This window comes from Agromyces italicus DSM 16388 (genome assembly GCF_000421545.1).
GTDB lineage: Bacteria > Actinomycetota > Actinomycetes > Actinomycetales > Microbacteriaceae > Agromyces > Agromyces italicus.
Genome location: NZ_ATXF01000011.1, coordinates 74,595 through 88,729, shown reverse-complemented (window position 1 = coordinate 88,729; position 14,135 = coordinate 74,595). Strand labels below are relative to the sequence as shown.

12 protein-coding genes and 1 pseudogene are annotated in these 14,135 nt (G+C 70.2%); 3 read left to right on the top strand and 10 right to left on the bottom strand.

The genetic code is table 11. The features are described from left to right. Positions 1-23: 23 nt before the first annotated feature. Together tmk and topA are read right to left on the bottom strand one after the other, a co-directional pair. Positions 24-656: a dTMP kinase gene (tmk, locus tag H516_RS0116280; protein ID WP_022890768.1), complete on the bottom strand. Its 633-nt coding sequence runs from the start codon at positions 654-656 to the stop codon at positions 24-26. Next, a complete protein-coding gene (topA, locus tag H516_RS0116275; RefSeq protein ID WP_022890767.1) occupies positions 653-3,439 on the bottom strand; it encodes a type I DNA topoisomerase in 2,787 nt (928 codons plus the stop codon). Before topA ends, tmk begins: the two co-directional genes overlap by 4 nt. A gap of 209 nt (positions 3,440-3,648) precedes the next feature. Between topA and H516_RS0116270 the strand changes: the two genes are divergently transcribed. Next, positions 3,649-3,885 carry a hypothetical protein gene (locus H516_RS0116270; protein WP_022890766.1) on the top strand — a complete coding sequence of 79 codons (237 nt, stop codon included), beginning with the start codon at positions 3,649-3,651 and terminating at the stop codon, positions 3,883-3,885. 48 nt (positions 3,886-3,933) lie between these two features. Here the strand turns inward: H516_RS0116270 and H516_RS21910 are convergent, their stop codons facing one another. The 5 genes and pseudogenes from H516_RS21910 to H516_RS20695 all read right to left on the bottom strand — a co-directional run bounded on the left by H516_RS21910 (position 3,934) and on the right by H516_RS20695 (position 7,251). Next, complete coding sequence (locus H516_RS21910; RefSeq protein ID WP_022890765.1) at positions 3,934-4,407, bottom strand: Rv3654c family TadE-like protein; 474 nt, start codon at positions 4,405-4,407, stop codon at positions 3,934-3,936. Next, positions 4,404-4,712 (bottom strand): TadE family type IV pilus minor pilin, encoded by a 309-nt coding sequence (locus H516_RS0116260; RefSeq protein WP_245561865.1) that lies wholly within the window; start codon positions 4,710-4,712, stop codon positions 4,404-4,406. The genes H516_RS21910 and H516_RS0116260 overlap by 4 nt, the downstream gene beginning before the upstream one ends. A gap of 16 nt (positions 4,713-4,728) precedes the next feature. Beyond that, positions 4,729-4,878: pseudogene (locus tag H516_RS22950) on the bottom strand (DUF4244 domain-containing protein); the annotation flags it as partial. Positions 4,879-5,068: 190 nt separating this feature from the next. Further along, on the bottom strand, positions 5,069-6,097 hold the full coding sequence (locus H516_RS0116250; protein WP_022890763.1) for a type II secretion system F family protein: 1,029 nt from the start codon (positions 6,095-6,097) through the stop codon (positions 5,069-5,071). Next, entirely contained in the window at positions 6,094-7,251 is a 1,158-nt protein-coding gene (locus H516_RS20695) for a TadA family conjugal transfer-associated ATPase (protein ID WP_245561864.1), read from the bottom strand. The genes H516_RS0116250 and H516_RS20695 overlap by 4 nt, the downstream gene beginning before the upstream one ends. A gap of 460 nt (positions 7,252-7,711) precedes the next feature. Here H516_RS20695 and acs point away from each other — a divergent pair, with 460 nt between their 5' ends. Further along, positions 7,712-9,667, top strand: a complete 1,956-nt coding sequence (gene acs, locus H516_RS0116240) for an acetate--CoA ligase (RefSeq protein ID WP_022890761.1) — start codon at positions 7,712-7,714, stop codon at positions 9,665-9,667. Between the two features lie 207 nt (positions 9,668-9,874). Here the strand turns inward: acs and H516_RS0116235 are convergent, their stop codons facing one another. The 3 genes from H516_RS0116235 to sp36 all read right to left on the bottom strand — a co-directional run bounded on the left by H516_RS0116235 (position 9,875) and on the right by sp36 (position 11,381). Continuing rightward, a complete protein-coding gene (locus tag H516_RS0116235; protein ID WP_157432302.1) occupies positions 9,875-10,390 on the bottom strand; it encodes a hypothetical protein in 516 nt (171 codons plus the stop codon). Positions 10,391-10,677: 287 nt separating this feature from the next. After that, entirely contained in the window at positions 10,678-11,148 is a 471-nt protein-coding gene (locus tag H516_RS0116230) for a RidA family protein (protein ID WP_022890759.1), read from the bottom strand. Beyond that, the gene (sp36, locus tag H516_RS0116225; protein ID WP_022890758.1) at positions 11,148-11,381 is read right to left on the bottom strand and encodes a Sp36 family protein; all 234 of its coding nucleotides are present in this window, start codon (positions 11,379-11,381) and stop codon (positions 11,148-11,150) included. Before sp36 ends, H516_RS0116230 begins: the two co-directional genes overlap by 1 nt. A 149-nt stretch (positions 11,382-11,530) precedes the next feature. On the opposite strand from sp36, the gene H516_RS20690 reads away from it, so the two are divergent. Next, positions 11,531-14,134, top strand: coding sequence for a transglycosylase domain-containing protein (locus H516_RS20690; RefSeq protein WP_022890757.1), 2,604 nt, complete (start codon positions 11,531-11,533; stop codon positions 14,132-14,134). Position 14,135: the final 1 nt, after the last annotated feature.

Here is a 14,135-nt window from a genome sequence, read left to right as displayed (position 1 = left end):
ACCTTCCGCCGCCGACGACGGGCTCAGCGGTCGCCCAGGAGTGCGCCGACCCGCACGCGGATCGCGAGCGCGATCTCCTCGACCGGCAGCGCCGCATCGACGACGAGGAACCGCCCGGGCTCGGCCTCGGCGAGTCCGAGGTAGGCGGCGCGCACCCGGTCGTGGAACGCGGATGCCTCGGCCTCGAGCCGGTCGTAACGCGTGCGCGCCCCGTCGAGACGCCCCCGGGCGGCGGCGGCGTCGAGGTCGAGCAGCACGGTGAGGTCGGGCACGAGCCCCTCCGTCGCCCACTCGGAGAGCCCGCGCACCGCCGCCGGGTCGAGCACCCGCCCGGCGCCCTGATAGGCCACCGAGGAGTCGATGTAGCGATCCTGGAGGACGACGTCGCCGCGTTCGAGTGCCGGCCGCACGACCGTCGCGACGTGATGCGCACGGTCGGCCGCGTAGAGCAGGGCCTCGGCGCGCGGCGCGATGTCGCCGCGGTGGTGCAGGACGATCTCGCGCACCTCGACGCCGACCTCGGTACCGCCCGGCTCGCGGGTGCGCACGACCGTGCGCCCCTGCCCGGTCAGCCACTCGCCGAGCAGTTCGGCCTGCGTGGTCTTGCCCGAGCCGTCGCCCCCCTCGAGGGTGATGAACAGCCCCGAACCGCTCACTTCTTCGACGCCGCCTTCTTCGCGGCCGGCTTCTTGGCCGGCGCCTTCTTGCGCGGTGCGGCCGGGCCCTTGTCTCGCTTGATCTGCAGCAGTTCGACGGCACGCTCGAAGGTGATGTCCTCGACCGACTCGGCGCGCGGGATCGTCGCGTTCGTCGTGCCGTCGGTGACGTACGGTCCGAAGCGGCCGTCCTTCACCTTGATCGGCTTGCCGCTCACCGGGTCGTTGTCGAACTCCTTCAACGCGCTCGACGCGCGACGGGCGCCGTACTTCGGCTGCGCGAACAGCTCGAGGGCGCCGGTCAGATCGAGGTCGAAGATCGCGTCTTCGCTGGGCAGGGTGCGCGTATCGGCGTCCTTCTTGAGGTACGGGCCGTAGCGGCCGTTCTGCGCGGTGATCGCGACGCCCGACTCGGGGTCGGCGCCGACGACGCGGGGCAGATCGAGCAGCTTCAAGGCCGTCTCGAGATCGATCTCCTCGAGGTGCATGCTCTTGAACAGCGACGCGGTGCGGGGCTTCGGCGCGGCGGACTTCTTCGCTCCGCGCTTCGGCTTCGCAGCCGCCTCGACCACCTCGCCGGTCGCGGGGTCGACGGTCGCCTCAGCCGGCGCGGCCGCCTCGGGCTCGAGTTCGGTGACGTACGGCCCGAAGCGGCCGTCCTTCGCGACGACCTGCTTGCCGTTCTCGGGGTTCACGCCGAGCACGCGGTCACCCTGTACGGGCGCCTCGATCAGTTCGCGTGCCTTCGCCTCGGTGAGTTCGTCGGGCGCGAGCCCTTCGGGCAGGTTCACCCGGCGCGGCGTCGGCTCACCCGTCGCCGAGGGCGCGGCCTCGGGGTCGACCGTCTCGAGGTACGGGCCGTACTTGCCGATGCGCAGCGTGATGTCGGGCGCGATCACGACCGAGTTGATCTCGCGCGCGTCGATCTCGCCGAGGTTGTCGACGACCTGACGGAGCCCGCGGTGCTTGTCGGAGCCGAAGTAGAAGCTCGAGAGCCAGTCGACCCGGTCGGCCTCGCCTGCGGCGATGTGGTCGAGGTCATCCTCCATCTCGGCCGTGAAGTCGTACTCGACGAGGTCGCCGAAGTGCTCCTCGAGGAGGCGCACGACCGAGAACGCGATCCAGCTCGGTACGAGCGCCTGGCCGCGCTGGGTGACGTATCCGCGGTCGATGATCGTCGAGATGATCGAGGCGAACGTCGAGGGTCGACCGATGCCGAGCTCCTCGAGTCGCTTGACGAGGCTCGCCTCGGTGTAGCGCGGCGGAGGGCTCGTCTCGTGACCCTTGGCCTCGAGCAGGTCGAGCGTCAACTGCTGCCCCTCGGCCAGCTGCGGGAGCTTGGCGTCGCCCGAGGCGTCGTCGCGGTTGCGCTCCTCGTCGCGGCCCTCTTCATAGGCCGCGAGGAACCCGCGGAAGGTGATGACGGTGCCGCTCGCGGTGAACTCGGCGATGGTGCCGCCGACCTTCGTCGTCGGCGCGGCCGGAGCCGGGGCATCCGTCTTCGTCGGGCCGACCTCGATCGTGACCGTCGCCGTCTGCCCCTTCGCATCGGCCATCTGCGAGGCGACCGTGCGCTTCCAAATGAGGTCGTAGAGGTCGAACTCGCGCCCGCGCAGTGCGCTCTGAAGGGAGGCAGGGGTGCGGAAGACCTCGCCAGAGGGGCGGATCGCCTCGTGCGCCTCCTGCGCGTTCTTCGACTTGCCCGCGTAGACGCGGGGCTTGTCGGGCACCGAGTCGGCGCCGTAGAGCGACGTCGCCTGCGCGCGCGCCGCCGAGATCGCCTGCTGCGACAACGAGTTCGAGTCGGTGCGCATATAGGTGATGTAGCCGTTCTCGTAGAGCGACTGCGCCACGCGCATCGTGTCCTTCGCCGAGAGCCGCAGCTTGCGCGCGGCCTCCTGCTGGAGTGTCGAGGTGGTGAACGGGGCAGCCGGCCGGCGCGAGTACGGCCTTGTCTCGAGCTTCGAGACGCGACGGGCGACGGTGTCGTCGCGGAGCGCCGAGGCCAGCGCGTCGGCGGTCGTCTCGTCGATGACGACGGCCTTCGAGGTGAGCGTTCCGGAGTCGTCGAAGTCGCGGCCGGTCGCGATGCGCTCACCGCCGACACGCACGAGCTTCGCGTCGAACGCGCTGCCCGGGGCATCCGTGGCGAAGGTGCCGATCAGGTCCCAGTAGCCGGCCGCGACGAAGGCGAGCCGCTCGCGTTCGCGGTCGACGACGAGCCGCGTGGCGGCCGACTGGACGCGGCCCGCTGAGAGGCCAGGGCCGACCTTGCGCCAGAGCACCGGCGAGACCTCGTAGCCGTAGAGGCGATCGAGGATGCGGCGGGTCTCCTGGGCGTCGACGAGCGCGGTGTCGAGCTCGCGGGTGTTGTCCTTCGCCTTCTGGATGGCGTCCTTCGTGATCTCGTGGAAGACCATGCGGCGCACGGGGACCTTGGGCTTCAGCTCCTGGAGGAGGTGCCACGCGATGGCCTCGCCCTCGCGGTCCTCATCGGTGGCGAGCAGGAGTTCATCGGCGTTCTTCAGGGCGCGCTTGAGTTCGGCGACCGTCTTCTTCTTGGAGTCGGAGACGACGTAGTACGGCTCGAAGCCGTTGTCGACGTCGACCGAGAACTTGCCGAGCGGGCCCTTCTTGAGCTCGGCGGGCAGGTTCTTGGGCTCGATGAGATCGCGGATGTGACCGACCGAGCTCAGCACCTCGTACCCCTCGCCCAAGTACTGGGCGATGGACTTCATCTTGGTCGGCGACTCCACGATGACCAACTTCTTCGCGCCTGACACCAGACTCCTTCTGACAGCTCGAATGAGACGAGAACGCACAATGTATGCCGCGCCCCCGAGCGGTGTGCCATGTCCGGCGGAACGCTCCGCCGACAGCCACACGATACACACCCTGACCGGAAGAGCGCCCACTCCACCGCGTCCATACGGCGAGGAGCGACTCGCCGCGACCCTCTTGCGCATCCGCAGGCCGGGAGGAGAATGGCGGCATGGACACGTCATCTCACGGCTCGTACACGGCCAAGCTGATCGACGGGCCGCTCGAAGGCAAGACCGTCGCGACGGCCTTCCTCGATTCCGGCGACCCCAGGCCGCGCCTCGAGCTCAACACCGATGCGGGAAAGCACTACGTCTACTCCCGATCGGCCGGGCTCGAGTTCGAGACGCCCGATGATCCCCGCCCGTCGGCGGTCGAGTACCGATTCATCGAGACCGTCTTCGACTGACTCGACGCGGCGCGACCACGGGCGTACGCGTCCCGCCGCGCTGGGAGGTCAGCCCGACCAGCCGGGCGGTCCGGCGCGCGCCGTCGCCGCCAGCGTGAAGCCGAGCACCACGGTGCGCACCGCCACCGTGGCGGCCGGCCCGTCGAGCTCGCACGACACGAGGTCGGCGCCGTTCCGCTGCGCGAGCGCCGAGGCGAGGGCGCAGGGCACCCCTGGCACGGCGCCGCTCGACGCGTCGGCGGCCGCGAGCGCGGCGGCGTCGGCCGCATTCGCGGCCCGCTGAGACCCGACGAACGCCCCGAGCACCGGCACGACGAGCGCCGTGAGCCCGAGGATCGCCCCGACGAGCCCCAGTGCGACGACGGAGGCGGCGCCACGATCCGCAGCAGGGCCGGCAGCGGGGCCGGCAACGCGGCCGGCAGCCTGGCCGGCAACGCGGCCGGCAGTCTGGCCGGCAGTCAGACTGCCGGCCAGACCGCCGCCGCCCGGGCTGCCCGCCAGGCGGCCGCCCGGCCGACTCATCGACCACCCCCGACGGCGCAGGACTCCGCGCTCAGCCGCACGGCCGCAAGCATCCCTGCGCCCGAGGCGGTGAGCCGAGCGCAGACGAACTCTCCTTCCTCCGCGACCTCGAGCGCTGCGGCCCCCGCGACTCGCACGGCGATCGCCTGCGCCGTGGCGCTCGACTCGCCCCGCCCGAGCGCCCGGGCCGCGTCGGCGGCGGCGTCGGTGAGCCGAACCTGCTGGGCGGCGAGCTGCACCGAGGCGAGGCATCCGGCGAGCACGAGCGCGACCGCCGGCAGCGCGACGGCGAACTCCGCCGTCACGCTGCCCCGCTCCCGGTCACCCCACCGTGAGCGCATTCCGCACGAGATCGGTGAGGATGCCGCGTACCTCGTCGCCGCGGAGGATGACGACGAGCAGGCCCGCGAAACCGACCGCCGCCATGGTCGCGACCGCGTACTCTGCGGTGGCGGCCCCGCGCTCCCCGGCGAGGCGGAGGAGGAGACGGCGGGCCGTTGACCGCCGCGAGGCAGGCTCGACGTCGCGGGGCGGCGGTGCGACGCTCGATGCGACGTTGCCCGATCGCGCTCGCTCGTCGACGTGGTCATCGGAGTTCTGCATGGGGTTCCCTTCTGTAGCGCCGGTGGTCCGGCGGATGGTCGGCACGAGTCCTGGGCCGTCACGCCGCACCGCCGAGGGTGCCCGTGACGACGGAGATCATGAGCGGCGCGACCCCGAGCAGCACGAACGCCGGCAGCACGCAGAGGCCGAGCGGCAGCATGAGTCGCACGCCGAGCGCGGCCGCCCTCGCGGCCCCCGCCGAGCGCGCTGCCCGGCGCACCCGGAACGCCTCGGCCCGGAGCAGCTCGGCGACCGGTGCACCCGCCCGGGCCGCGAGTGCGACGACCTCGTCGACGGTGCGGCCGTCGTCCGAGTGCGGCACGTGGGTGCGCATGGTCTCGCGGGTGAGCGCCCTGGCCCGATCGATCGAGGCACCGCTCGACATCGCGATCGCGAGCAGTTCGAGCTCGAGCCCGGCGTCGGCTCGCGAGAGCGAGGCGGTGCGTGCGAGCCGACGGTTCCACCGCGATCCGCCCCACAGCAACAATGCGCCGAGCACGAGACAGGCGATGCCGATCGGGTTGCCGATGAGCACGCCGATGGTGTCGAAGCCGAGCGTCGCACCGAACGCCACCGCGATCAGGGGAAGCGCGGTCACGAGCCGCGCGCTCGCAGCGGGGCCCGCGAGCGCCGTGCCGACGTCGCGACGGAGCTGCGCCTCGTCGCGCAGCACGACGGCGAGGCTCCGCAGGCTCGCTGCGAGCGGCGCGCCCGACTCGGCGGCGACCGACCAGGCTGCAGCGAGCACGGGCCAGGCGAGGGATGCCTCGGGGTGGGCCGCGCGCGCGACGGCGATCGCCGCCGCGACCGGCTCTCCCTGCGACGCCGCCTCGGCGGCCGCGGAGAGCACCCGTTCGTCGCCCGTGACGACGGCGGCGACCTGGCCGGCCGCACCGCGCACCCCACCGGCACCGCCTCCGGACCCGGGCCCCGGCCCGTTCTTGGCCGACACGTGACGCCAGGCGCTCGATGCCGGAACCCCCGCCGCGAGGAGCACCGCCAGCCGCTCGCTGATCGACGCGATCGCATCGATGCCCGCACCCGGGTCGGCCGCGCGACGGCGCAGGAGCTTCGTCAGCGCGGTCACAGCGGCTCCACCCCGAGCCGATCACCGTGCACGGCGAATCTGCCGATCTGGGCGAGCCGCCGGCATCCGTCGACGCGTTCGAGGTGCAGTACCAGGTCGAAGGCACTCGCCGTCTGCCTCGCCACGGCGTCGGGCGAGAGCCCGGCGGTCGCGCCGAGCGCCTCGAGTCGCGCGGGAACATCGGCGAGCGAGTTGGCGTGAAGGGTTCCGGCTCCGCCGTCGTGGCCGGTGTTGAGTGCCGCGAGGAGTTCGCGCAGTTCGGCGCCGCGGCACTCGCCGACCACGAGCCGATCAGGGCGCATGCGCAGCGCCTCGCGAAGCAGGGCGTCGAGGCCGATGCGCCCGCTGCCCTCGAGGTTCGCCTGTCGCGCCTCGAGCGAGACGACGTGCGGGTGCGCGAGCTGGAGTTCTGCGACGTCCTCGATGACGACGATCCGCTCGTGCTCGGGCGCACCGCTCAGCATCGCCGCGAGCATCGTCGTCTTGCCGGTGCCCCCTGCACCGGTCACGAGGACGTTCCGGCGTTCGCGCACCGCGAGCTCGAGGAGCTCGCGCTGCACCGCGTCGAGCATGCCGGTGCCCGCGAGCTCGGCGAGCGAACGGCCGGCCGCCCTCGGGATGCGCACCGAGATGAGCGTGCCCCCGGTCGAGACGGGCGGAAGCACCACGTGCACGCGGATGCCGAGCCCGAGCCGGACGTCGACGGTCGGGGTAGCCTCGTCGACATGGCGCCCGCCGCGGGCGATGAGTTTCACGGCGAGCGCGCGCACCTCGGGCTCCTCCGCCGTCCAACCGGGTTCACGGCGGGCCCCGTCGCCCCGATCGACCCAAAGCCCGGCGCCTCCGTTGACGAACAGGTCGGTGACCGGCCCGTCGGCGGCGAAGGGTGCGAGTGCGCCGAGCGCGTCGAGGTCGAGGCGGGATTGCGCCGCGTGCGTCGCCGCCCACGCCGCCGCGAGCCCCGGGCCGGGCACGGGCTCAGGCTGAGGCCCGGGCTCGGGCTCGAAGCCGGTGAGGATCTCGGCGAACCGGTCATCGGTCGCGACCACCGACGGCACCGGCTGCGATGGCGCGGCCCGAATCATCGACGAAAGACTCGACGCGGCGTGTTCAGACGTCTGCCAGGAGGGCGTCGCCACGAATGGGATGGACATGCGGCGAGCGTACGGAGCGAGGTGAGCCCCGAGGCATCCACTCGACGATGCACAAGAAGAAGTCCTCCTCCACGTCGTTGTGGAGGAGGACTCGACCCGCACCCGCGTGAGGTGCTGTTGACGAAAAAGGGGGCGGCACCCATTGGGGGGAACAGGTGCCGCCTCGGCAGCGCAAGGATTGGGGGGAATCGCGAGCGCTGCAGGCCTCGAAACGAGTGTTCGGGCGGTATTCAGTGTAGGGCTTCAAATTGAATGCGCAAGTATTTTTGTCCTCATTTGTGCGGACACACAGATTTCCTTGCGCAAAGGCACAGTAATACCTCCGAGGCCGTGCGCGGAAGAGCAAACGGACGATGTGTTTCGCCGCTCGTCCGACGCATCCGTGAGCGCGGGGTAGGGTGCTGCTTGGGGCAGGCGACCCAACCGATGAAACAGATCGCGAAGGAGCGACCGGAGAACCATGACCGTTCAGATCGATCACGCACTCGAGGAGATCAGGCGCTTCCGTCCGAGCCCCGAGTTCGCCGCCCAAGCCGTCGCCGGTGAAGAGCTCTACGAGTCGGCGCGCGCCGACCGCCTCGGCTTCTGGGCCGAGCAGGCGCGAGAGCTCGTCACCTGGCAGAAGCCGTTCACCCGCACCCTCGACTGGTCGAACCCGCCGTTCGCGAAGTGGTTCGACGACGGCGAACTCAACGTCGCTGAGAACTGCCTCGACCGCCACGTCGAGGCGGGCCTCGGCGACCGCGTCGCCATCCACTTCGAAGGCGAACCCGGCGACAGCCGCGACATCACCTACGCCGAACTCACCGATGAGGTCAAGCGCGCCGCGAACGTGCTCGAGGGCCTCGGCGTCGGCGAGGGCGACCGGGTCGCCATCTACCTGCCCATGATTCCCGAGGCGATCGTCTCGATGCTCGCCGTCGCGCGCATCGGCGCCATCCACTCGGTCGTCTTCGGCGGGTTCAGCTCAGACAGCCTCGCCTCGCGCATCGACGACGCCGAGGCGAAGCTCGTGATCACCGCCGACGGCGGTTACCGCAAGGGTCGCGTGTTCCCGCTGAAGCCGACGGTCGACGAGGCGATCGCGAAGTCCGCCGGGTCGATCGAGAACGTCCTCGTCGTGCGCCGCACCGGCAACGAGGTCGACCTCATCGACGGCCGCGACCACTGGTGGCACGACACCGTGGCCGAGGCATCCGCATCGCACGATGCCCGCGCCTTCAACGCCGAGCACCCGCTGTTCATCCTCTACACGAGCGGCACCACCGGCAAGCCGAAGGGCGTCGTGCACTCGAGCGGCGGCTACCTCACCCAGGCCGCGTTCACCCACAAGAACGTCTTCGACCTCCATCCCGAGACCGACGTCTACTGGTGCACCGCCGATGTGGGCTGGATCACGGGCCACTCGTACGTCGTCTACGGTCCCCTCGCCAACGCGGCGACGCAGGTTCTCTACGAGGGCACTCCCGACACCCCTCACCCCGGCCGCTGGTGGGAGATCGTCGAGAAGTACAAGGTCTCGATCCTCTACACCGCGCCGACGGCGATCCGCTCGTTCATGAAGCTCGGCCGGCAGATCCCGCAGCAATTCAACCTGCGCTCGCTGCGCCTGCTCGGCTCGGTCGGCGAGCCGATCAACCCCGAGGCGTGGATCTGGTACCGCCACGTCATCGGCGGCGGGTCCATCCCCGTCGTCGACACGTGGTGGCAGACGGAGACCGGCGCGATCATGATCTCGGCACTGCCCGGGGTCACCGACCTGAAGCCGGGTTCGGCGCAGGTGCCGGTGCCGGGCGTCTCCATCGACATCCTCAGCGACGACGGCGCCCCCGTCGAGGGCGAAGACGGCGGGCTCCTCGTCGTCACGGAGCCTTGGCCGTCGATGCTGCGCGGCATCTGGGGCGATCCCGAGCGTTTCAAAGAGACGTACTGGGAGAAGTTCGGCGACAAGTACTTCGCCGGCGACGGCGCCCGCCGCGACGAGGACGGCGACATCTGGCTGCTCGGACGGGTCGACGACGTGATGAACGTGTCGGGCCACCGGCTCTCGACCGCCGAGATCGAGTCGTCGCTCGTCGCCCACCCGTGGACGGCCGAGGCCGCCGTCGTCGGCGCAGCCGACGAGACCACAGGTCAGGCGGTCGTCGCCTTCGTCATCCTGAAGGAGAGCCAGGTCGAGGCCGCGGCAGCCGACCTGCCTGCGGCATCCGAAGAGCTGCGCAAGCACGTCGCGACCCAGATCGGCGCCATCGCCCGACCCCGTCAGGTGTTCATCGTCAACGAGTTGCCGAAGACGCGCTCGGGCAAGATCATGCGGCGCCTGCTGCGCGACCTCGCCGAGGGCCGCCAGATCGGCGACACGACGACCCTGGCCGACACCTCGATCATGCAGATCATCAGCGAGCAGGTGAAGTAGCCGCTTCGCGTTGCCGCCCTCCTCGGGTTTACAGGACATCGCGCGGTTTGCAGGACGCCCTGGCGTCGGAGTGTCCTGCAAACACGCGAATGTCCTGTAAACGCGGGGGTGACCGAAGCGCGGCGGGGAGGCTGCGGCTGCGGCTGAGAACAGGGATGCCTCGGCGGAATCGATTCCGCCGAGGCATCCCCGCTCGTGCAGCCGCGTTCACCAGAGGTGACGACCCTGCGCGATCAGGCTGAGCACGGTCGACTCGACCGTCGGCCAGTCGTATTCGACCTGGTCAGAGCCGTACCGCAGGACGATGTAGCCGCGGCGCACGAGTCGCTCGTCTTCGCGAAGGTCTTTGGTGCGCTGTGCTCTCCCGCTGTGCGGACCGAAACCGTCGAACTGGATACGGAGCGGTCGCCGATCTCGCGCCCAGCTGGGCGGCTCGAACACCAGCCGCGACGCGTGTCGGCCCGCACTCACGTGCAGCCCCGGGGTGGTGAACTCCCAGATTCCGTGCACTGCCGCCGCAGACACGCACCCGAGCGCCGCACCGACCTGCAACGCGCGCTCGAGCGCGGGGTTGCAGTCGATCGCCGCGATCCAGTCCCGGCGAATGGCGCGCACGCGCCCCGCCGCGACCGCCTGCTTCACGTGCAGCGCGCTCACCCCGGCTTCGCGGAGCGTTCGCCGGTGGGCGGCCTTGAGCGGCCCGAGCGCGGCTTCGACAGACATCATCCTTCGAGGATGCCGCGGCCGGACCGTTCGACGACGCGGGAGGCCTCCCGTGTGGGAAGGATCACCGATTCGCACGCTGTCGAAGACGAGTCACCCCGCCGTGCGCCGAACGCCCCGCGCCCGCGCCCCCGCCACGCCCCCGCGCCGCCCCCGCCGCGAGTTGACAGGACATCAGCGTGTTTACAGGACACTTCAGGGCAGGGTCGTCCTGTAAACGCGCCGATGTCCTGTAAACCCGGAGGAGGCCGAGGAGGAGGCCGAGGAGGAGGAGGAAGGTACGAGGGTCAGGCGAACTCGACGATGAGCTCGAGCTCGACCGGCGAGTCGAGCGGCAGCACGGCGACGCCGACGGCCGAGCGCGCGTGGCGACCGGCCTCGCCGAAGATCTCGCCGAGCACCTCGGAGGCCCCGTTGATGACCCCCGGCTGACCGGTGAACCCCGGGTCGCTGGCCACGAAGCCGACGAGCTTCACGATGCGCGTGACACGATCGAGCGATCCGATCTCGGCGCGCACCGCGGCGAGGGCGTTGAGCACGCAGGTGCGGGCGTAACCCTTCGCGTCGTCGGCCGGCACGAGCCCGTGGCCGTCGCCGACCTTGCCGGTCGCCGGCAGCGCGCCCGCGGTGAACGGCAGCTGGCCCGAGGTGTGCACGTACGGGCCGGTGACGACGGCGGGCACGTAGGCTGCGACGGGAGGCGCGACGTCGGGCAGCTCGATGCCGAGCTCGGCGAGCCGTGCTTCGAACGCGGCCATCAGGCGCGACCCTCGCCCTCGAACTGCTTCGCGGCCTGCGCGGCCGCTGCGGCACCGGCCGACGCCGCCGCCGAGTCCTCGCCGCCCTTGGGGCGTTTCAGGTAGGCGACGAGGCCGCCCTCGGGGCCCTGCACGATCTGCACGAGCTCCCAGCCCTCGGACCCCCAGTTGTTGAGGATCGCGGCGGTGTTGTGGATGAGCAGCGGGGTGGTGATGTACTCCCAGGCCGGCATGTGGGCTCCCTCGGTGGATGTCTCGTGCAGGATGCGTGCGGAATCGCGGTTCGCGGCGTGTCGCCTCCGGATGCGACGCCCAGCGCACATATCGGGATTTGCCAGCCTTCTCCGTTACGCTCCACTATATGTCTGCCCAAAAACGTACGATGAGCGACGTCGGCACCGGAATCCTCGGGTTCGTCGGCATGAGCGCTCTCGCCGGCGTCCTCGTGACCGCCGCGGTGACCCCGGCCCTCGCCGTGACCGGCATGGCGGCCAACAACAGCATCACGATGTTCGAGAACCTGCCCGGGTACCTCGAGATCGGCGAGTTGGCGCAGAAGTCGACGATCTACGCGGTCAAGGCCGACGGCAAGCCCTCGGCCATGGCCCACTTCTACGACGACAACCGCGAAGAAGTCGCGTTCGAGTACATCTCGCAGTACCTGAAGGACGCCGCGGTCGCCGGTGAGGACCCGCGGTTCTACGACCACGGCGGCATCGACATCGCGGGCACCGTGCGTGGCGCGGTGACCACGGTGACCGGCGGCGGCACCCAGGGCGGGTCGTCGATCACGCAGCAGTACGTCAAGAACGTGCTCGTCGCGAACGACATGTCGAAGGCGACGACCGATGAAGAGCGCATTGCGGCGTGGAACAAGCACACGGAGACCTCGGTCGACCGCAAGCTCAAGGAGATGCGGTACGCGATCAGCGTCGAGAAGGAGTACTCGAAGGATGTGATCCTCGGCGGCTACCTGAACATCGCGGGCTTCGGCGGCCAGATCTACGGCGTGCAGACCGCCGCCTCGTATTACTTCCACACCAACGCGAAGGACCTCTCGCTCGCGCAGGCCGCGAGCCTCATCGCGATCGTGAACAGTCCTGAGGAGTTCCGCCTCGACTACCCCGACGACGAGCTCAACGGCGCGGCCACGGTCGTCGACGGTGAGACCGTGCCGTATGCGCGCAACAAGGAGCGCCGCGACTACATCCTCGGCAAGATGCTCGAGGAGAAGAAGATCACGCAAGAGGAGCACGACGCGGCCGTCGCCGAGCCGGTCGCTCCCAAGATCACCGAACCGTCGAGCGGCTGCCAGGCCTCGAAGGTGTACGCGTACTTCTGCGACTACGTCACGTGGGAGATCAAGAACAAGATGGACAACCCCGAGACCGAGGAGAACGAGGGCGCTCGCATGCTCGAGCGCGGCGGGCTCGACATCTACACGACGATCGACATGGACATGCAGGCCGAGGCCTACAGTGCGGTGCACGACAATGTTCCCGCCTCGGCCGAGGGCATCGACGTCGGCGGCTCGGCCGTGTCGGTGCAGGTCGACACGGGGCGCATCCTCGCGATGGCGCAGAACACGACCTACAACGTCGACCCCGAGGTCACGGGCGACGGCTACGACGCCGTCAACTACAACGCCGACATCGACTACGGCGGCTCGAGCGGCTTCCAGCCCGGCTCGACCTACAAGGTGTTCACCCTCGCCGAGTGGCTGAAAGAGGGGCACGCGCTCAACGAGGGCGTCGACGCCCGCCGCCGCGAAGCCTGGGGTGACTTCAAGAACAGCTGCCAGGGCACCATGACCGACAACGGCGAATGGGAGAACCCCAAGAACGACGGCGGCGAGCAGGGCGGCTACTGGACGGCCGTGCAGAACACCGTGAACTCTTACAACACGGGCTTCATCGCGATGGCGAAGCAGATCGACCTGTGCGGCATCACGAAGACCGCCGAGTCGCTCGGCGTGCACCGCGCCGACAACACGCCGCTGCTCCAGTTCCCCTCGACGATCCTCGGCACCAACGAGATCGCCCCGATCTCGATGGCCACGGCATTCGCGGGCATCGCGAACCAGGGCAAGGCATGCACGCCGATCGCGATCGACCGCATCACCGACGGCAACGGCGATGAGCGCGAGGTGCCGAAGTCGGAGTGCACCCAGGGCCTCACCCCCGAGGTCGCCGCGGCGACCGCCTATGCGATGCAGAAGGTGATGAGCGAGGGCACCGGCACCTCGTCGTCGCCGTACGTCGACCCGTGGTACCCGATGATCGGCAAGACCGGAACAAGCGACAACAACGAAGCCACTTGGATGAGCGGTGCGACGACGAAGGTTGCGACGGTCGTCGGCGTGTACAACGCGACCGGGCACGTCAACCTGCGTGACACCTATTTCGACGCCGGGCAGGCGGCCACCCTGCGCCACAACATCTGGCCGCGGATCATGTCGGTCGCGAATGCGAAGTACGGCGGCGGCGACTTCCCCGACCCGAAGTCGTCGTACCTGAACGCGCCGCAGGTCGCCGTGCCGAACGTGCTCGGTCTCTCGCCCGAAGCCGCCCAGAAGGCGCTCCAGGCGGCCGGCTTCGGCTGGACCATGGACGGCGAGGTCGATGCGGCGCAGCCGAAGGGCACGATCGGCGCCCAGAGCCCGTCGGGCACCGCCGGTCGCGGCGCCATCATCTCGCTGAAGACGAGCCGCGGCAACCTGAGCGGCGTACCCGACGTGACCGGCATGCAGGCCGACGTGGCCGAGGCGACGCTCGGCGCAGCCGGGTTCCGCGTCGACCGCGAGGAGGAAGACACGGACGACGAGAGCAAGAACGGCCTCGTCATCTCGCAGTCGCCCGGCGCGGGTGAGAATGCGAAGCCCGGTCAGAAGGTGACGATCGTCATCGGCCGCTACACCGGAGGCGGCGACGGCGGCGACGGCGATGGCAAGCCCGGCACCGACGGCAACAGTCCGGGCAACGATTGAG